Source organism: Streptomyces sp. OfavH-34-F (assembly GCF_022347745.1).
Classification (GTDB): Bacteria; Actinomycetota; Actinomycetes; order Streptomycetales; family Streptomycetaceae; genus Streptomyces.
In genome coordinates this window covers 47,654-66,017 of record NZ_JAKRGC010000009.1, presented here as the reverse complement: position 1 = coordinate 66,017, position 18,364 = coordinate 47,654, and the positions used below count along the sequence as shown (strand labels likewise).

The following is an 18,364-nucleotide window of genomic DNA, read 5'->3' as shown; positions in this document are numbered from 1 at the left end:
CTCGGCGCGGCGGTCCGGGCGATCCGGGCCGGGGACACGGCCGCCACGGTGGCCCACGCCCCGAAGGCCGACGCGCCCGGGACGCCGCCGGGCGCGCTGCCGCGCACGACGCCGGCGGAGACCCTGGTGACCGTGCAGGCCGCCGCGATGACCGGGTCCGCGGTGTGGATCGGCTACGTCAACGCGGAGGGCGCGGCGAGCCAGCGGGTGATCGCCCCGGTGCGCGTGGAGGGCGGCTTCGTCACGGCGTACGACCACACGGCGGACGAGCTGCGCACGTACCCGCTGCACCGGATCACGGGCGTGGCCGAACTCGCCGAGTAGCCAGGCCCGTTCGGATCGGCCGGAAGTGTTGGCCCCCGCGCCCGGCCCGGGCACACTTTGGCGTGTCCGCGACTACGGGGGGATCCACATGCGACGCACCGACGCTGCCCGGCACCTGGGCGGCTTCGTCCGCGAACACCGCACCGACGGCGGCAGGCGGCTGACGCAGGCCGCGTTACTGGCGGTCGTCGGGGCGACCGGGCTGGCCTTCGGCATACCGGTCACGCTCGCCACCGTCGGCTCCACGGACGGGGCCCCGGAACTGGCCGGGCTGCTCCTCGGCGTCGGGCTCATCGGCCTGGGGCTCGCGATCTGGCGGTTCCTCCAGGGGTTCCGTACCCGGGAACAGAGCTTCGACGTCCACGAGCGCGGCCTGACGCACCGGGTCGCGGGCCGGGCGACGCTCATCCCGTGGGAGGACATCGAGTCCGTGGGCGCGCGCGGCGAGGACGGCCGGCCGCTGGCCGAGGCGCGCGGCATGGGCTTCACCTGCCTGATCCGGCTCCGCGAGGGGCGGACGATCCGGGTGGACACCTTCACGCGGGACGCCGTCGGGCTCGCGCGCACGGCGCACGCGGCGGTGCACGAGGGCCGCCTGCCGCGCGGCCGGGGCCACCGCCCTCCGGCCGCCTGAGCCCGGGGCACCCGGGCCCACGACACGCCGCCCGCCCATGCGGCACACTGGAGGTTTCCCCCGAGCCGAAAGGCCCACGCGCGTGAGCGGACCCCTCATCGTCCAGAGCGACAAAACGCTCCTCCTCGAAGTCGACCACGAGCAGGCCGACGCCTGCCGCCGTGCCATCGCCCCGTTCGCGGAGCTGGAGCGGGCGCCCGAGCACATCCACACGTACCGGCTGACCCCGCTCGGGCTGTGGAACGCCCGCGCCGCCGGGCACGACGCCGAGCAGGTCGTGGACGCGCTCGTGACGTACTCGCGCTACCCCGTGCCGCACGCGCTGCTCGTCGACGTCGCCGAGACGATGGACCGCTACGGCCGTCTCACCCTCTCCAAGCACCCCGTGCACGGGCTCGTCCTGACGACGACGGACCGGCCGGTCCTGGAGGAGATCCTCCGGTCCAAGAAGGTGCAGCCCCTGGTGGGCGCCCGGATCGACCCGGACACCGTCGCCGTGCACCCCTCCGAGCGCGGCCAGGTCAAGCAGACGCTGCTCAAGCTCGGCTGGCCCGCCGAGGACCTCGCGGGCTACGTGGACGGCGAGGCGCACCCGATCGAGCTGAACGAGGACGGCTGGGCGCTGCGCCCGTACCAGCGGCAGGCCGTGGACGGGTTCTGGCACGGCGGGTCCGGGGTCGTCGTGCTGCCCTGCGGCGCGGGCAAGACGCTGGTCGGGGCGGGCGCGATGGCGCAGGCCAAGGCGACGACGCTGATCCTGGTGACGAACACGGTCTCCGCCCGCCAGTGGAAGCACGAGCTGGTGAAGCGGACCTCGCTGACCGAGGACGAGATCGGCGAGTACAGCGGGACGAAGAAGGAGATCCGCCCCGTCACGATCGCCACCTACCAGGTGCTGACGACCCGCCGGAAGGGCGTCTACCCGCACCTGGAGCTGTTCGACTCCCGCGACTGGGGACTGGTGGTCTACGACGAGGTGCACCTGCTGCCCGCGCCCGTCTTCAAGTTCACCGCCGACCTCCAGGCCCGCCGCCGCCTCGGGCTGACCGCGACGCTGGTCCGCGAGGACGGCCGCGAGTCGGACGTCTTCTCGCTCATCGGCCCCAAGCGGTTCGACGCGCCGTGGAAGGAGATCGAGGCGCAGGGCTACATCGCCCCGGCGGACTGCGTGGAGGTCCGGGTCAACCTGACGGACTCGGAGCGGCTGGCGTACGCGACCGCCGAGGCGGAGGAGAAGTACCGCTTCTGCGCGACCACCGCGACCAAGCGGAAGGTCACCGAGGCGCTGGTGCACCGGCACAAGGGCGAGCAGACGCTGGTCATCGGGCAGTACATCGACCAGCTCGACGAGCTGGGCGCGCATCTGGACGCCCCGGTGATCAAGGGCGAGACGAGCAACGCGCAGCGCGAGAAGCTGTTCGAGGCGTTCCGGCAGGGCGAGCTGAACGTGCTGGTGGTGTCGAAGGTGGCGAACTTCTCCATCGACCTGCCGGAGGCGACGGTCGCCATCCAGGTGTCGGGGACGTTCGGTTCGCGCCAGGAGGAGGCGCAGCGCCTGGGCCGGGTACTGCGGCCGAAGGCGGACGGGCACGAGGCGCGGTTCTACTCGGTCGTCGCACGCGACACGATCGACCAGGACTTCGCGGCGCACCGCCAGCGGTTCCTGGCGGAGCAGGGCTACGCGTACCGGATCGTGGACGCGGACGAGCTGCTGTCGGAGGGCTGAACGGGACGGGCGGCGGTCAGCGGGTGCGGCGGGCCACGCCCGCCTCCTCCGCGTACTCGCCGAGGACGACGACGCCGAACGCGGCCTGGGCGAACGCCTTCACGGCGCGCAGGGCGCCGACGGCGCGGTTGGTGGGGTGACCGGGGGCCTCGGAGGCGCCGGTCCTTCGCGGGTCGAGAGTCACGGTACTCATGAGTCCATGGTGCTCCGGGCGGGGGCGCCGGGGCGTCGCCCCGGAGGCGGAAGCGGGCCGCCGGGCGCGTACGCCTGCGGTCGCACGGCATCGCGGGGCATCCCCTACGGGACGTACGCGCACGGGTCAGGGGCCGCCCGGGAAAACGGTTCGCGCCGTGCCCCCGCGCCCCGGTACACTCCCCGGTCTGCCCGCCTCCCGCACCGTGGTACCGGCGGCCCGTGACGGGCCGTGCCGGCAGCCGGGGGAGCGCCGCCGACCGGACGGAAACCGGCCGACAACCCGTACGCACCCCGTGCGTACCAGTGATCGATCCCCGAGCGGACCGCGCGCGTCGCGGCCCGCCGTCCTGCGTTGAATGCCGGAGGCGACACCGTGCCCGCGCACGAATTCGAGAGCGACCCCACCACCGACCCGCTCGCCCATGAGCGCGCCCATCTCGCGGCGTCCCGCGCCGCGCTGCGGGCCATGCGCGAGGACGCCCAGAACCTGGACATCCGCGACGTCACGGCGAACTGGGTGAACGCCGCGGTGCTCCAGGCGCAGATCGACGAGCGGATCAAGTCGCTCGCGGACCTGGCGCACACCCCGCTGTTCTTCGGGCGGCTGGACTACCTGCACGCGGTCGGGGCGGAGGAGGCCGAGGGCGCGGAGGGCGAGCGGTTCTACATCGGGCGCCGCCACGTGCACGACGCGCAGGGCGATCCGATGGTCATCGACTGGCGCGCCCCGGTCTCGCAGCCGTTCTACCGGGCCTCGCGCAAGGACCCGCTGGACGTGGGCCGCAGGCGCCGCTTCGGCTACACGGGCGGCGACCTCACCGCGTACGAGGACGAGCACCTGACCGACCCCGGCGAGGCGGACCGGACGAGCAAGCTGCTCCAGGCGGAGATCGAGCGCCCGCGCGTCGGGCCGATGCGGGACATCGTCGCGACGATCCAGCCGGAGCAGGACGAGATCGTCCGCAGCGGGCTGGGCGGCACGGTCTGCGTGCAGGGAGGGCCGGGCACCGGGAAAACGGCCGTGGGCCTGCACCGGGTGGCGTACCTGCTGTACGCGCACCGCGAGCGCCTCGCCCGCACGGGCACCCTGGTCGTCGGGCCGAACCGGTCGTTCCTGCACTACATCGAGCAGGTGCTGCCGGCCCTCGGTGAGCTGGAGGTGAAGCAGGCGACCGTCGAGGACCTGGTCACCGGGCAGATCGAGGTCCGGGGCACGGACGAGGCCGCGGCGGCCGTGGTGAAGGGCGACGCGCGGATGGCGGAGGTGCTGCGCCGCGCGCTGCGGTCGCACGTGACGCCGCCGGCCGAGCCGGTGATGGTGGTGCGCGGCTCGCGGCGCTGGCGGGTTCCGGCGTACGAGATCGAGGAGATGGTCCACGAGCTGCTGGCCCGCGACATGCGGTACGGGGCCGCGCACGAGGCGCTGCCCCAGCGCATCGCGCACGCGGTGCTGGTGCGGATGGAGCAGGCGGGCGAGGCGCCCGACGACCGGGTGCAGAACGCGGTGGCCCGCAACCCGGCGGTCAAGGCGGCCGTGAAGGCGATCTGGCCGGCGGTGGACCCGGCCAAGCTGGTGCTGCGGCTGCTGTCCGACGCGGAGTTCCTGGCGGAGCACGCCGGGGGGCTGCTCTCCGAGGAGGAGCAGAAGGCGATCCTCTGGGCCAGGCCGGCCCGCAGCGTGAAGTCCGCGAAGTGGTCGGCGGCGGACGCGGTGCTGATCGACGAGGCGGCCGATCTGGTCTCCCGTACGCACTCGCTGGGCCATGTCGTCATCGACGAGGCTCAGGACCTCTCCCCCATGCAGTACCGCGCGGTCGGCCGCCGCTGCTCGACGGGTTCGGCGACCGTCCTCGGCGACCTGGCGCAGGGCACGACGCCCTGGTCCACGCAGAGCTGGGAGCAGGCGCTGGGCCACCTGGGCAAGGCGGACGCGGTGGTGGAGGAGCTGACGGCCGGCTTCCGCGTGCCGCGCGACGTGATCGCGTACGCCTCCCGGCTGCTGCCGGTGATCTCGCCGGGGCTGGCCCCGGTGGAGTCGGTGCGCGAGTCGCCCGGTTCGCTGTCGGTACGGGAGGTGGCGGACGCCGGCGCGCTGGACGCGGCGGTGGTCGCGGCGTGCGAGGAGGCGCTGGGCCATGAGGGGTCCACCGGCCTGATCGCGGCGGACGCGCGCGTGCCCGCGCTGGCGGAGGCGCTGACGGCGGCCGGTCACACGTATCTCTCGCCCGGTGAGGAGACGACCGCCGAGAGCCGGCTGACGCTGGTCCCGGCGTCGCTGGCGAAGGGCCTGGAGTACGACTACGTGGTGCTGGACGAGCCGGCGGCCGTGGTGGACGGGGAGCCGGACGAGCGCACGGGCCTGCGCCGGCTGTACGTGGCGCTGACCCGTGCGGTGTCCGGCCTGACGGTGCTGCACGCCTCGCCGCTGCCGGCGGAGTTGGCGTAGCGGGGAGCGGGGGCGGGGGGAGCGTCGTCCACCCCCGCCCCCGCCCGGTCATCCGGCGGTGCAGGCCCGCCCGTTGAGCTTCACCGTGCCGGGGTCGGCCGCCGGTCCGGTGATGCTGCTGTTGAACCCGAAGTCCACGGAGGCCCCCGGGGCGATGGAGCGGTTCCAGGTCAGCGGCGTCGCCGTCACCGTCCTGCCGTACTGGGCGATCTCGGCGCTCCAGGTGTGGCTGAGCTTCTGGTCGCCGGGCAGCAGCCAGGTCAGGGACCAGGGGCTGACGGACTCGGTGCCGGTGTTCTTCACCGTGACCGTGGTGGTGGAGCCGGTGCTCCACGGGTGCGAGGAGTACGTCACCCGGCAGGAGCGCTCCGGGCCCGTGCCGTCGCCCGCGTCGTCCAGGTAGGAGGCGATGAAGGCGAGCGGCGCGTTCCAGTTGATGGCGACCTCGTTGGTGGCGTACGAGCCGATGTCGTCGAGGTAGCACATCGCGGCGGCGCAGTCCTTGAGCTTCTGGCCGGCCTCGGGGTCGCCCGAGGTGGGGGCGGTGAGGTTGGGGCCGCCCGCGAGGGAGCCGGCCGGCGGGTGCGGCAGGGACGGGTCGGACTGGTGGGCCCAGAACCGGTGGTGCTGGTTCTGCGAGGACCGCTCGCCGTAGCCGGTGACGTACGACTGGTTGAGCGGGTTGCGCCCGAACAGGTAGTCCGCGCCGCGCAGGACGGCGTCCCGGTAGCCGGCCTCGCCGGTCAGGTCGGCGGCGGTGGCCAGCACGATCATGTTGTTGAGGACCTGGCTGTTGGAGCCCCAGGCGTAGTTCAGGTTCTTGGGCGCGTACGGCACGCCGTACCGCTGGTCCTCGGTCTGCGCCTCGTACCGGTCGGCGGCCGCGGTGACGACGCCGCGCACGTCGGCGAGCTGGGCGGCCGTCAGGTCGTTGGGCACGGTGGCCAGGGTGAGCACGCCGAGTCCGGCGGTGCCGCCCCACCAGATGCCGCCGTCCGCCGGGAAGGCCGCGTCGACGTCACCGTGCAGCGGCGAGCCGAGCAGGGCCTGGCGGTAGGTGTCCGCGCCGGTGGTGGTGAACAGCTCGGCGGCGGCCCAGTAGAACTCGTCGCGCACGTCGCCGTCCTCGTACGTGCCGCCCCCGACGCCGTCCGCCGGGCTGGCGAGCACGTCCGGGTGCGCCTTCGCGGCGGCCCACGCCTTCTCGGCGGCGGCACGGCACTTGTCGGCGAACGCCTTGTCGAACGGGGCGTAGAGCCGGGCGCACTGGGCGGCCGTCGCGGCGAGGTTCAGGGTGGCGGCGGTGGTCGGCGGGTGCAGCTGGCGCTGTTCCGGGTCGAGTTCGGGGCGCATCGGCAGGCCGGTCCAGTTGGCGTCGTGCACCTTGTGGTGGGCCATGCCGGCGAGCGGCTGCCCGGCCGGGACCTGCATGCGCATCAGGAACTCCAGCTCCCAGCGCGCCTCGTCGAGGATGTCCGGCACGTCGTTGCCGTGCTCGGGGACGCGCAGCGCGCCGTCGCCCAGCTCGGCGGACTCGGCACCGTCGGCGGTCAGCGTCCGCTCGTAGGTCGCCATCAGCTGGGCGACCGCGATGCCGCCGTTGACGACGTACTTGCCGTGGTCCCCGGCGTCGTACCAGCCGCCGCGCACGTCGAGCCGGTAGTCGCAGACGCCCGGCTGGCACGGCACGTCCGTGTCGCCCTTGTTGGGCGCCACGTCCAGGTGCCCGGCCGGGCGGGCGTACTCCTCGCCGACGAGGTCCGCGTCGATCGCGATGCCGCTGCGGTTCTGGTAGAAGTACGCGAGCGCGTCGGACCGCAGGCCGTCGTAGAGGTCGCCGCGGATCGAGAACGGCTCGCTGACCTGGCCGTCCGCCTCGATCGTGAAGCCGTCGCCGGTGGCGGTGGCGTCGCTGAAGTCGAAGGTGTGCACGTTCTGCCGGGAGGTCGGGTCCTCGCCGCGCGGCACGGTCGTCCCGCTCGCGGCCGTCGAGCCGTCGGCCGCCTTCAGCTTCCACGGCAGCGGGTCGGTCGCCTCGGTGACCAGGGTGCCGGTCTTGGGGCCCTCGGGCAGGTAGCCGACCTGGTTGACGCGGACCGGCGAGCCGGTGTCCGGCACGTACACGGGCGGCTCGGCGCCCCCGCGCAGCGACACGTCGTCCACGCAGAACGTCGTCGCCGCCGCGCCGCCGCCGACCTGGAAGGCGACCTGCGCGGCGTCCCGGTCGGCGGTCGCGGTGAACACGTGCGTGAAGGAGGTGTCCTCGGTGCCGATGTGGTCCGTCTCGGCCAGATCGGTGGTGTACGGCTCGGTCGCCAGCTGCACGTTGGTGTGGATGGACAGCGGCACGGTCGAACTCGCCGTGTACGTGAGGGTGTACGACTCGCCCGCGACGAGCGGCACGTCGTTCTGGCCGATGATCGCGTCCCACGGGTTCACGGTCCCCGCGGGCACCTCGGCGCACAGCCGCCCGTCGACGACGGCGACCGGCGCGTTGGCCGTGGACCACCAGGGGGCGGTCCCGGCGGAGAAGTCACCGTTGACGATCTGTTCCGGCGCCGGGTCGTCGCCGTCCGCGGCGACGGCACCGGGCGCGGTCAGCACACCGCCGAACAGGGCGGCAAGGGCCAGCACTCCCCCGACACGGCGTCTGCGCCGTACGGGGGGCGGGGGCGAGAAGGCGTTCACCGGAAGAGCCTTTCGTCAGGGACGGGGGGCCGTGCTCCACGGGAATGATGGGAGCGCTCCCACGACACACGGGCATGCCGGGGAGGCGCGCCATGGGAGCGTTCCCATCACCGCGCGCCCATTGTGGACGGCGGGACGCCAGTTACGCCAGGGTCATGACACGACGAGGTGGAGGGGCGGGCCTCCGGGCGCGCCGGAGGCCCGTCCTTCCGGTTCCGGGGGGATGGAGACTCCCTAGCGGTCGAGCACCGTCCGCCACTCCCGTACCGCGTCCGCGTCCACCGGGCCCGACCAGCCGGCCGGGCGTGCCGCGCCGCCGATGTGGACGGCGTCGATGCCTGCGGCCAGCAGCTCCGGCAGGTGGTCCAGGCGCAGTCCGCCGCCGACGAGGATCTGAGGCTCGTAGCCCGGCTCGCCCTTGCGCGCCGCCTCGGCCACCAGTGTGGGGATGCCGGCGTCCACCCCGGCCGCCGCCCCGGCGGTGAGGTACGTGTCGAGGCCCGGCAGGTCCGCCAGGGACTTGCGCAGGGCGTCCCGGTCGGCGGCCCGGTCGATCGCCCGGTGGAACGTCCACCGGCACCCCTCCAGCTCGGCCACCAGCCGCTCGACGGCGACGAGGTCGGGGTTGCCGTCCGCGTCCAGGAAGCCGAGGACGAACTCCTCCGCGCCCTCCGCCCGCAGCTCGCGCGCCTTGCGTACGAGCACGTCGATGTCACCGGCCGCGAACCCGTCGGCGACCCTGAGCATCACGCGCAGCGGGATGTCCACCGCCTCCCGGATCGCCGCGAAGGTCGCGCAGGACGGGGTCAGGCCGTCCGCCGCCATGTCGGTGACCAGCTCAAGCCGGTCCGCACCACCCGCCTGGGCGGCGACCGCGTCCTCCGCGTCGAGAGCGATCACCTCCAGGACTGCACGGTTGCTCATGGGAACCCAATCCTCCAGGAAGCAGCTACAGGTCTAGTCCAATGGCCCAGCCTACGGGGCGGTAGGCCCGGGGCGCAGCCGCACCGCGAACGTGAAGATACGCGAGGCCGAACCGGGGGCGTCCGATCCACCACCGGGGGGCCGCACATCCCTGCCGGATCACCCTTGCGCGAGGATAGGGGGAGGGGGTATACATGAGGCACAAGGAGATACCCCCTAGGGGTATCCGACAGCCGATCGAGGAGGGCCCCCGTGTCAGCGCAGACCGCAGCCACCACCGGCGCCACCGGTGCCGAAGGCGCCACCCGCGCCGCAGAGGTCGAGCTCGCCATCGGGGGCATGACGTGTGCCTCGTGCGCGGCCCGTATCGAGAAGAAGCTCAACCGGATGGACGGCGTCACCGCCACGGTGAACTACGCCACGGAGAAGGCCCGCGTCAGCTACGACGGCGGTGACGTCTCGGTGGCCGACCTCATCGCCACGGTCGAGAAGACCGGCTACACCGCGCACGAACCGGCGCCCCCGGCCCGGACCGCCGAGCACGGCGCGGCCGGCGGAGCGGGCGAGGCCGACGCGGCGGACGAGCTGCGGCCCCTGCGGCAGCGGCTGGTCACGTCGGTGCTGCTCGCCGTGCCGGTGATCGCGATGTCGATGGTGCCGGCGCTCCAGTTCGACTACTGGCAGTGGCTGGCGCTGACCCTGACGGCGCCGGTCGTCACGTACGCGGCCTGGCCGTTCCACCGCGCCGCCTGGACCAACGCGCGGCACGGCGCGGCGACGATGGACACGCTGATCTCCGTCGGCACGTCCGCCGCGTTCCTGTGGTCGCTGTGGGCGCTGTTCTTCGGCACCGCCGGGATGACCGGCATGACGCACCCCTTCGAGCTGACCATCGGCCGGAGCGACGGCGCGGGCAACATCTACCTCGAGGCGGCGGCGGGCGTCACGGCGTTCATCCTCGCCGGGCGGTACTTCGAGGCCCGCTCCAAGCGGAAGGCGGGCGCCGCGCTGAAGGCGCTCCTGGAGCTGGGCGCCAAGGAGGTCACCGTGCTGCGCGGCGGCCGCGAGGTGACCGTGGACACGGCGGACCTCCAGGTCGGCGACCGCTTCCTGGTCCGCCCCGGCGAGAAGATCGCCACGGACGGCACGGTCGTGGAGGGCTCGTCCGCCGTGGACGCGTCCATGCTCACCGGCGAGTCCGTCCCGGTGGAGGTCGGCGTCGGCGACGCGGTGACCGGCGCGACGCTCAACGCGGGCGGCCGGCTGGTCGTGGAGGCGACCCGGGTCGGCTCGGACACCCAGCTCGCCCGGATGGCCAAGCTCGTCGAGGACGCCCAGAACGGCAAGGCGGCGGCGCAGCGGCTCGCGGACCGGATCTCGGCGGTGTTCGTCCCCGTGGTCATCGCGCTCGCCCTGGGCACCCTGGGCTTCTGGCTGGGCAACGGTGCCGGGCTGACGGCGGCGTTCACGGCGGCGGTGGCCGTGCTGATCATCGCCTGCCCCTGCGCCCTGGGCCTGGCCACCCCGACCGCCCTCATGGTCGGCACCGGACGCGGCGCCCAACTCGGCATCCTCATCAAGGGCCCCGAGGTCCTGGAGTCCACCCGCCGCGTCGACACCATCGTCCTCGACAAGACCGGCACCGTCACCACCGGCCGCATGACCCTCCAGACCGTCCACACCACCCCCGGCACCACCGAGACCGACGCCCTGCGCCTGGCCGGCGCCCTGGAACACGCTTCCGAACACCCCATCGCCCAGGCCGTCGCCACCGGCGCCGCCGAACGCACCGGCACCGCCCTCCCCACCCCCGAGGACTTCGCCAACGTCCCCGGACTCGGCGTCCAGGGCATCGTGGAGGGGCACGCGGTCCTGGTGGGCCGTGAGCAGCTGCTCGCCCAGTGGGAGATCCACCTCCCCGAAGACCTGGCCCGCCGCAAGGCGGAGGCGGAGGCCGCCGGCCGGACGGCCATCGCGGTCGCCTGGGACGGTGAGGCGCGCGCGGTCCTGGAGGTCGCCGACGCGGTGAAGGACACCAGCGCGGAGGCGATCGGGCGGCTGCGCCGGCTGGGCCTGAAGCCCATCCTGCTGACCGGTGACAACCGTGCGGTCGCGGAGGCGGTCGCGGCGGACGTCGGGATCGACGAGGTGTACGCGGAGGTCATGCCGCAGGACAAGGTGGACGTGGTCAAGCGCCTCCAGGCGGAGGGCCGTTCGGTGGCGATGGTCGGGGACGGCGTGAACGACGCGGCCGCTCTCGCCCAGGCCGACCTCGGTCTCGCGATGGGCACGGGCACGGACGCGGCGATCGAGGCCGGCGACCTGACCCTGGTCCGCGGTGACCTGCGGGCGGCGGCGGACGCGATCCGGCTGGCCCGCCGGACCCTGGGCACGATCCGGACGAACCTGTTCTGGGCGTTCGCCTACAACGTGGCGGCGCTGCCGCTGGCCGCGGCGGGCCTGCTGAACCCGATGATCGCGGGTGCGGCGATGGCGTTCTCGTCGGTCTTCGTGGTCGGCAACTCGCTGCGCCTGCGGGGCTTCCGGGCCCAGGCGTAGCCCGTACCCCGCACAGCACGCCGCCCGCGCCGAACCCGGCTCGGGCGGCGTCCGTGCGTGCGCTCACCCGGCGGCCGGCGTCCGCCCGATCCGCGCCTCCAGGCGCTCCCGTACGGCCGGCCACTCGTCGGAGATGACGGAGAAGATCGCCGAGTCCCGCAGCCGGTGGCCCTCGCCCGGCGCCCAGGACCGGGACCAGTTGCGCAGGACGCCCTCGAAGCGGGCGCCCACGGATTCGATCGCGGCGCGCGAGCGCGCGTTGCGGGCGTCGGTCTTCAGATCGACGCGCTCGACGTGCCACGCCTCGAACGCGTGCCGGAACAGCAGGTACTTGGCCTCGGTGTTCACGCCGGTGCGCTGCGCGGACGCGGCGAGCCAGGTGAAGCCGACCTCGATCGCGGTGGGCGTGTCGTCGCCCATCCAGTACCTCGGCTCCCAGAACGCCGTGGCCCCGATGACCCGCCCGGACGCCGGGTCCACCTGGACGTACGGAACGAGCTTGCCCTCGGCGGCCCGGCCGAGCTGGGTCTCGACGTACCCCTCGACCTCGTCGGGCCCCGGCACCCAGGTGTACCCGTACGTGTCCCGGTTCTCCTGCCCCGCCCGTGACAGGCCCTCGGCGTGCCGGTGTTCCAGCGGCTCCAGCCGTACCCGGTGCCCTTCCAGGACCGGTCCCGCCAGCACACGTGTCATCGCTCACCCATTCGGAAGAAGGCCGTCACCAGGGGCCGTGCACGGCCCGCCCGCAGGCTCCCAGAGCCCGGACCGCCGTGTCGCGCGAATATGGCGGGGCCCTGGGCACCGCGCCCGTCCAGTTTTCGCATGCCTGAATCGTGGTCACTCAACTACCCTTGGCATCCAAAGAGTTGACAGTCTCCTCACGCCTCCTGGAGCCATCGTGTCCCTCTTGATCGATCTGGCCGGCCAGCTCGCCCCCTATTTCTCCTTCTTCGCGTCCCGCATGGCCGACGGCGTGATGCAGGGCACCGTGGACCGGATCTCGGGGCGTGCCGTCGACGCGGGCGAGGGCGCGTTCCGCAGCCTCGTCGGCCGGGGCGATCCGGCGGCGGGCGGCGAGGGCGCGCTCACCCCGCAGGCCGCCGACGCCCTGGACGGCATGCTGGCGGAACTGAGCGCCGAGGAGCGCGACCGGCTCGCCGCGGCGCTGACCACCTGGCTGACGAGCCCGCGCGACGACCGCGGCCTCGTGGACCTGGTCGGGGCCCCCGCCCCCCACCCCGCCGTCCACGTGGAGTCGCGCGGCGACCACAACACGGTGATCGGCAGCGTCGGGACGTTCAACCAGTACCCGAGAGACGGCCGGCCATGAGCCACGACCCCGGCGATCCGCGGGGGATCGACAGCCGTGCGTACGGCTCCCACAACACGGTCGTCGGCCGCGCCGACACGCTGTTCCAGGTCTTCTTCCAGCGCGCCTCCCTCGTCACCGGCTGGCTCTTCCTCGTCCTGGCCGTCGTCCTCGCCGGCTACGCCGGGTGGAACTGGCCCGGCGGCTCGCGCCGGCAGTACGTCCTCTTCTTCGTCTTCCTGCTCCTCGCCTTCCTCGCCGCCGTCGCCCACATCGGCGTCCGCCGGCCGGAACGCGGCCGGGGCGACGCGCGCCCCCGGCTGCCCGATCTGCTGCTCATCGCCTCGCTCGTCTTCTCCCTGCTCAGCTGGTGGTCGTTCCAGAACGTCGTACGCAACGGCGAGGTCCCCGCGACGATCCGGGTGACCGGGGAGCAGCCGCTGACCGGGGAGCCGGGCAGCGCCGTGACGCTGACGCTGCCGCAGCCGGACCGCGACGACCGGCGGGACCGGCTCCGGCTCACCCTGGAGATCGGGGAGGACGATCCGGAGGCCCCGGCGTGCTCCCACAAGACGCGCGTACTGCTCACCGCGCTCACCCAGGGCGTCACCCCGCGCCGGTCCGAGCTGCCCGCCCGTTCCACCACCGACTTCGCCCTCGGCGACCTCGCCGACCGGTCCGGCACCTCCTTCGATCTGCGGGTGCGGACCGTCGAGGGCTGCACCCTGCGGCTGGTGGACTGGCAGGCCGTCCTCCACAACGACTGACGACGACAACGCACAGGGAGCGAGGCACAGATGACACGAGCAGTCCGGCACCGGCGGGCGGTGACCGTCACGGCGGCCGTCGCGGCGGCCGCGCTGTACGTGACCGCGACCGGCTGCGATTCCGAACCGGAGTCGATCCTCAGCGACCGTACGGAGGTCGCGGCCAAGAGCGACCAGCCCGGTACGAGCTTCTCGCCGCACGACGGGGAGTACAACGGCTTCGACATCGCCGTCGTCGGCAACCTCATGAACATGCTCGGCTACGAGACCCCGCGCTTCAGCGGAGTGCTGTCCAAGAACCGCGCCAAGCTGCTGCACGACGGCGACGTGCAGCTGGTGGCCGCGACGTTCTCGATCACGCCGAACCGGATGGCGCCGAAGGAAGAGGGCGGCGACGACCTCGACTTCGTCGGTCCGTACGCCTCGACCCAGCAGGGCTTCCTGATCCGCGACAAGGACCGGAGCATCCGGACCCTGGCCGATCTCAACGGCAAGGTGGTCTGCGTCTGGAAGGGCACCACCTCCGCCAACGAGCTGAGCAAGCCGTCGCACGACAGGATCGTCCTGCGGACGGAGGAGGACGCGAGCTACTGCGTGAAGGCGCTCAAGGAGAAGGAGGTGGACGCGGTCTCCACGGACCAGCTGATCCTCTACGGCTTCCAGGAGGCCAACCCGACGCTCCGGGTGGTGCCCGGCATCCGGTTCGGGGAGCCCAACGACTACGGCATCGCGATGGCCAAGGGCCACCGCAAGGACTGCGTCCGGCTGCGCGACGTGCTCATCGAGTACGTCCGCCGGGCCACGACCTGGGAACGCGACTTCCAGAACAGCCTGCCCAGGGTGCCCAAGGAGACGCGGGACGAGGCGAAGCCCACGGAGGACGAGATCATGGCCCTGTCCTGCGTGGACCGGCCGGGCGACAGCCCGCCGGACTGACGGGTGCGGGGCCCGGGGCGTGTGGCGCCCGGCGGACGGGACTTTCCCCACACGCCCTAGAGTCGCCGTCATGACCGACAGTGCGCGGGACCTCCGCACCCGCTGGCAGGACGCCCTCGTCGCGGCCCGGCGCGGCGCCGGGGGCCCCGACCCCCTTCCGTACGCCGACAACCTGCTGGACCGCTGGGCGGAGCCGCAGCGCAAGTACCACACCACCGCCCACCTCGCGGCGGTCCTGGACCGCGTCGACACGCTCGCGGACCATGCCGCCGACGCGGACGCCGTGCGCCTGGCGGCCTGGTTCCACGACGCCGTCTACCGGCCCGACCGCTCGGAGAACGAGGAGCGCAGCGCCGCCCTGGCCGAACGCGCCCTCCCGGAGGCCGGCGTGCCCGCCCCGGTGGTGGCGGAGGTGGCCCGCCTGGTCCGCCTCACGGTCACGCACGACCCGGCCGCGGGCGACACGAACGGCGAGGTGCTGTGCGACGCGGACCTGGCGATCCTGGCGTCCCCGCCGGCGGAGTACGCGGCCTACGCCTCCCAGGTCCGCGAGGAGTACGGCTTCGTCCCGGACGAGGCGTTCCGCGAGGGCCGCGCGGAGGTGCTGCGGCAGCTCCTGGCCCTGCCCCGGCTGTTCCGTACGCCGTACGGGGCGGCGGAGTGGGAGCCGAGGGCGCGGCAGAACCTGCTGACGGAGCTGGCACTGCTCACGCGCTGACGTGCGCCGATCCCTGCCCGGCGGGAATGCGGAACCGCCCGTTCGTGTTGGTGGCTGTTATGCCTGACTCTGCCGCGCGCGGCCGTTCCCGTATGCCTCTGGCCGTCTACATCCTCGGCCTCTCGGTCTTCGCCCTCGGCACGAGTGAGTTCATGCTCTCCGGGCTGCTGCCCCCGATCGCCGACGACATGGACGTGTCGATTCCGCGGGCCGGACTCCTCATATCCGCGTTCGCGATCGGCATGGTGATCGGCGCCCCGCTGCTCGCCGTGGCGACGCTGCGGCTGCCCCGGCGGACGACCCTCATCTCGCTGATCTCCGTCTTCGGCGTCGGCCAGGTCGCGGGCGCGCTGGCGCCCTCGTACGAGGTGCTGTTCGTCTCCCGCGTGGTCAGCGCGTTCGCGTGCGCCGGGTTCTGGGCGGTCGGGGCGGCGGTCGCCATCGCGATGGTGCCGGTGAACGCGCGGGCGCGGGCGATGGCCGTGATGATCGGCGGGCTGTCCATCGCGAACGTGCTGGGCGTCCCGCTGGGCGCGTTCCTCGGCGAGAACCTGGGCTGGCGGTCGGCGTTCTGGGCGGTCGGGGCGGCCTCGGCGGTGGCCCTGGTCGGCGTCGTGACGCTGATCCCGCGCATCCCGCTCCCGGACGAGAAGCCGCAGCTCAGGCGCGAAATGGGGATCTACAAGGACCGCCAGGTGTGGCTGTCGATCGTGATCACCGCGTTCGCGGCGGGCGGCGTGTTCTGCGCGTTCAGCTACCTGGCCCCGCTGCTGACGGACGTGGCCGGTCTCGACTCGGGCTGGGTGCCGACCGTGCTGGGGCTGTTCGGGGTGGGCGCCCTGGTCGGTACGACGATCGGCGGCCGGGTCGCGGACGCGCACCTGTTCGGGGTGCTGCTGAGCGGAATCGCGGCGTCCACGGTGTTCCTGGTGGCGCTGGCCCTGTTCGCGTCGAACCAGGCCGCGGTGATCACGCTGTCGTTCCTGCTGGGCCTGTCGGCGTTCTACACCGCGCCCGCGCTCAACGCCCGGATGTTCAACGTGGCGGGGGCGGCCCCGACGCTGGCGGGAGCGACGACGACCGCCGCGTTCAACCTGGGCAACACGGGCGGCCCGTGGCTGGGCGGCGCGGTGATCGACGCGGACTTCGGGTTCGGGGCGACGGCCTGGGCCGGGGCGGCGATGACCGTGGCGGCGCTGGCCGTCGTGGTGGTCTCGCTGCGGCTCCAGCGGTCGCACGCGCCGGCGTCCCGGCTGGTGGCGCAGGGCGGGCCGCAGGGCGCGGCGGTGGAGTCGGCGGACTGCGCGACGGGCTGATCCCGGGGGAAGGTACGGCGTCGGGGCTACGGCGCCGGGCGCCCGGGGTTTACGGCTCCGGGACCGGGTTTACGACTCCGAGGTCTACGGCGCCGGGCGGCCCTTCGGCCGGCGCAGCCCCGCCTCCGTGAGCCGCCGGACCAGCTCCTTGGAGCCGATCTCCCTCGCCCCCGCCCGCACCGCGTCCTCGTACCGGGCGGCGGGGATGTCGTAGTGGTCCCGTTCGAACGCGCGGGGCGGGGCGCCGATGGATGCCGCGAAGGCGTGCAGCTCCTCGAAGGACACGTCGCTGACCAGGTGCGACCAGAGCCGCCCGTGACCGGGCCAGGTCGGCGGGTCGATGTAGAGCGTCACGGCCGGAGTATCCCGCCGAGAGCGCCGACGGGCGCGACGGCGACCGCCGCCTTCGTGCAGACCCAGTGCGGGTGGGGGCCCAGCTCCGGTTCGACGTCCAGGGCGTGCGGGTCGCCCGCGTCGCAGACGGGGCACAGCGGCCAGCGGCCGTACCGCTCCAGGAGCGCGTCCTGGACGTCCTGGGCGATGAGGCCGACGACGAACTCCACGCCCTCCGGCCACTGCTCCACCCACCAGCGGCGGTGCGTCACGGCGTCCTCGACCAGGGAGACGATCTGCGCCTCGGCGACGTCCCCGGCGGCGAGGTCGGCCATGACGAGGGCGCGGGCGGTGTGCAGCGCCTTCTCCAGGCGGTCGGGCTCCGGCGGGCGGGACTCGGGTGCGCCGGACTCGGGCGGGTTCTGCTCCATAAGGCCATTGTCCACCCCCCATCCGCCCCTCATCCGCCCCATCCGCCGCTTCTTCCACAGGTCGTACCAAAGGGGGTTGACGGGCCTCCGTGTTGAAAATATCTTTCAAAGGTGACCCATGAGTTGAAGGAAAGTTTCAACGCGGACTCGCCGCCCGCCCCGGCGGCCCTCGCCGCCAAGGTGCGGACACTGTCGCCGTCCATGACCCGTTCGATGCAGCGGGTCGCCGAGGCCGTCGCCGGCGACCCGGCGGGCTGCGCCGCCCTGACGGTCACCGGTCTCGCGGAGCTGACGGGGACGAGCGAGGCGACGGTGGTCCGTACGGCCCGTCTCCTCGGCTACCCCGGCTATCGCGACCTGCGCCTCGCGCTCGCCGGTCTCGCCGCCCACCAGGAGTCCGGCCGGGCCCCGGCGGTCACGGCGGACATAGCCGTGGACGACCCGATCGCGGACGTGGTCGCGAAGCTCGCGTACGACGAGCAGCAGACCCTCGCGGACACGGCGGCCGGGCTCGACACCGTGCAGCTGGGGGCGGCCGTCGCGGCGGCGGCGACGGCGCGGCGGATCGACATCTACGGCGTGGGCGCGTCCTCCCTCGTCGGTCAGGACCTGGCCCAGAAGCTGGCCCGCATCGGCCTGATCTCCCACGCCCACACGGACCCGCACCTCGCGGTGACCAACGCCGTGCAGCTGCGCGCGGGTGACATGGCCATCGCGATCACGCACTCCGGGTCCACGGGCGACGTCATAGAGCCGCTGCGGGTCGCCTTCGACCGGGGCGCGACGACGGTCGCGATCACCGGCCGCCCGGACGGCCCGGTCACGCAGTACGCGGACCACGTCCTGACGACGTCCACGGCCCGGGAGAGCGAGCTGCGCCCGGCCGCGATGTCGAGCCGGACCAGCCAGTTGCTGGTGGTGGACTGCCTGTTCATAGGGGTGGCCCAGCGCACGTACGAGACGGCGGCCCCGGCCCTGGCCGCCTCGTACGAGGCCCTGGCCCACCGCCACGCGCCCCGCACCCGCTGAACGCGGGTCCTCCGAGACGCGCACCCGAA

Annotated in this window: 17 protein-coding genes; 11 read left to right on the top strand and 6 right to left on the bottom strand. The window is 73.5% G+C overall.

Going from position 1 to position 18,364, the window contains the following annotated elements; all coding sequences use genetic code 11:
- The 3 genes from MHW47_RS03830 to MHW47_RS03820 form a co-directional block, all read left to right on the top strand.
- Positions 1–324, top strand: a 324-nt coding sequence (locus MHW47_RS03830; RefSeq protein WP_239221169.1) for a WYL domain-containing protein, incomplete at its 5' end; no start/stop codon positions are given.
- A gap of 88 nt (positions 325–412) precedes the next feature.
- Complete coding sequence (locus MHW47_RS03825) at positions 413–958, top strand: hypothetical protein (RefSeq protein ID WP_239221168.1); 546 nt, start codon at positions 413–415, stop codon at positions 956–958.
- Positions 959–1,040: 82 nt separating this feature from the next.
- Positions 1,041–2,684 carry a DNA repair helicase XPB gene (locus tag MHW47_RS03820; protein ID WP_239221167.1) on the top strand — a complete coding sequence of 548 codons (1,644 nt, stop codon included), beginning with the start codon at positions 1,041–1,043 and terminating at the stop codon, positions 2,682–2,684.
- Positions 2,685–2,700: 16 nt separating this feature from the next.
- On the opposite strand, the gene MHW47_RS03815 is transcribed toward MHW47_RS03820, so the two are convergent.
- Positions 2,701–2,877 carry a hypothetical protein gene (locus MHW47_RS03815; RefSeq protein ID WP_239221166.1) on the bottom strand — a complete coding sequence of 59 codons (177 nt, stop codon included), beginning with the start codon at positions 2,875–2,877 and terminating at the stop codon, positions 2,701–2,703.
- Positions 2,878–3,252: 375 nt separating this feature from the next.
- On the opposite strand from MHW47_RS03815, the gene MHW47_RS03810 reads away from it, so the two are divergent.
- On the top strand, positions 3,253–5,325 hold the full coding sequence (locus MHW47_RS03810; RefSeq protein ID WP_239221165.1) for a UvrD-helicase domain-containing protein: 2,073 nt from the start codon (positions 3,253–3,255) through the stop codon (positions 5,323–5,325).
- A 48-nt stretch (positions 5,326–5,373) separates the two neighbouring features.
- Here MHW47_RS03810 and MHW47_RS03805 read toward each other — a convergent pair whose 3' ends face one another.
- Positions 5,374–8,013, bottom strand: coding sequence for a glycoside hydrolase family 9 protein (locus MHW47_RS03805; RefSeq protein ID WP_239221164.1), 2,640 nt, complete (start codon positions 8,011–8,013; stop codon positions 5,374–5,376).
- A 234-nt stretch (positions 8,014–8,247) separates the two neighbouring features.
- A complete protein-coding gene (locus MHW47_RS03800; RefSeq protein WP_239221163.1) occupies positions 8,248–8,937 on the bottom strand; it encodes a copper homeostasis protein CutC in 690 nt (229 codons plus the stop codon).
- Between the two features lie 252 nt (positions 8,938–9,189).
- On the opposite strand from MHW47_RS03800, the gene MHW47_RS03795 reads away from it, so the two are divergent.
- Positions 9,190–11,496: a cation-translocating P-type ATPase gene (locus MHW47_RS03795; protein ID WP_239221162.1), complete on the top strand. Its 2,307-nt coding sequence runs from the start codon at positions 9,190–9,192 to the stop codon at positions 11,494–11,496.
- Between the two features lie 63 nt (positions 11,497–11,559).
- On the opposite strand, the gene MHW47_RS03790 is transcribed toward MHW47_RS03795, so the two are convergent.
- Positions 11,560–12,189 (bottom strand): GNAT family N-acetyltransferase, encoded by a 630-nt coding sequence (locus MHW47_RS03790; RefSeq protein WP_239221161.1) that lies wholly within the window; start codon positions 12,187–12,189, stop codon positions 11,560–11,562.
- 205 nt (positions 12,190–12,394) lie between these two features.
- Between MHW47_RS03790 and MHW47_RS03785 the strand changes: the two genes are divergently transcribed.
- The 5 genes from MHW47_RS03785 (at position 12,395) to MHW47_RS03765 (ending at position 16,542) form a co-directional block, all read left to right on the top strand.
- Positions 12,395–12,826: a hypothetical protein gene (locus MHW47_RS03785; protein ID WP_239221160.1), complete on the top strand. Its 432-nt coding sequence runs from the start codon at positions 12,395–12,397 to the stop codon at positions 12,824–12,826.
- Positions 12,823–13,572: a hypothetical protein gene (locus MHW47_RS03780; RefSeq protein ID WP_239221159.1), complete on the top strand. Its 750-nt coding sequence runs from the start codon at positions 12,823–12,825 to the stop codon at positions 13,570–13,572. The genes MHW47_RS03785 and MHW47_RS03780 overlap by 4 nt, the downstream gene beginning before the upstream one ends.
- Positions 13,573–13,602: 30 nt before the next feature.
- A complete protein-coding gene (locus MHW47_RS03775; protein ID WP_239221158.1) occupies positions 13,603–14,508 on the top strand; it encodes a transporter substrate-binding domain-containing protein in 906 nt (301 codons plus the stop codon).
- 70 nt (positions 14,509–14,578) lie between these two features.
- Positions 14,579–15,226, top strand: a complete 648-nt coding sequence (locus MHW47_RS03770) for a hypothetical protein (RefSeq protein WP_239221157.1) — start codon at positions 14,579–14,581, stop codon at positions 15,224–15,226.
- 92 nt (positions 15,227–15,318) lie between these two features.
- Positions 15,319–16,542, top strand: a complete 1,224-nt coding sequence (locus tag MHW47_RS03765; protein WP_239221156.1) for a Cmx/CmrA family chloramphenicol efflux MFS transporter — start codon at positions 15,319–15,321, stop codon at positions 16,540–16,542.
- An 84-nt stretch (positions 16,543–16,626) separates the two neighbouring features.
- Here MHW47_RS03765 and MHW47_RS03760 read toward each other — a convergent pair whose 3' ends face one another.
- Entirely contained in the window at positions 16,627–16,896 is a 270-nt protein-coding gene (locus MHW47_RS03760) for a DUF4031 domain-containing protein (RefSeq protein WP_239221155.1), read from the bottom strand.
- On the bottom strand, positions 16,893–17,306 hold the full coding sequence (locus tag MHW47_RS03755) for a hypothetical protein (protein ID WP_239221154.1): 414 nt from the start codon (positions 17,304–17,306) through the stop codon (positions 16,893–16,895). The genes MHW47_RS03760 and MHW47_RS03755 overlap by 4 nt, the downstream gene beginning before the upstream one ends.
- Positions 17,307–17,417: 111 nt before the next feature.
- On the opposite strand from MHW47_RS03755, the gene MHW47_RS03750 reads away from it, so the two are divergent.
- Positions 17,418–18,335, top strand: coding sequence for a MurR/RpiR family transcriptional regulator (locus MHW47_RS03750; RefSeq protein WP_239221153.1), 918 nt, complete (start codon positions 17,418–17,420; stop codon positions 18,333–18,335).
- The last annotated feature ends 29 nt before the right edge of the window (positions 18,336–18,364 follow it).

Coding starts and splice junctions, on each gene's coding strand:
- MHW47_RS03825 (WP_239221168.1), top strand. CDS start 413: ATGCGACGCACCGACGCTGCCCGGCACCTGGGCGGCTTCGTCCGCGAA.
- MHW47_RS03815 (WP_239221166.1), bottom strand. CDS start 2,877: ATGAGTACCGTGACTCTCGACCCGCGAAGGACCGGCGCCTCCGAGGCC.
- MHW47_RS03800 (WP_239221163.1), bottom strand. CDS start 8,937: ATGAGCAACCGTGCAGTCCTGGAGGTGATCGCTCTCGACGCGGAGGAC.
- MHW47_RS03790 (WP_239221161.1), bottom strand. CDS start 12,189: ATGACACGTGTGCTGGCGGGACCGGTCCTGGAAGGGCACCGGGTACGG.
- MHW47_RS03780 (WP_239221159.1), top strand. CDS start 12,823: ATGAGCCACGACCCCGGCGATCCGCGGGGGATCGACAGCCGTGCGTAC.
- MHW47_RS03775 (WP_239221158.1), top strand. CDS start 13,603: ATGACACGAGCAGTCCGGCACCGGCGGGCGGTGACCGTCACGGCGGCC.
- MHW47_RS03770 (WP_239221157.1), top strand. CDS start 14,579: ATGACCGACAGTGCGCGGGACCTCCGCACCCGCTGGCAGGACGCCCTC.
- MHW47_RS03765 (WP_239221156.1), top strand. CDS start 15,319: ATGCCTCTGGCCGTCTACATCCTCGGCCTCTCGGTCTTCGCCCTCGGC.
- MHW47_RS03755 (WP_239221154.1), bottom strand. CDS start 17,306: ATGGAGCAGAACCCGCCCGAGTCCGGCGCACCCGAGTCCCGCCCGCCG.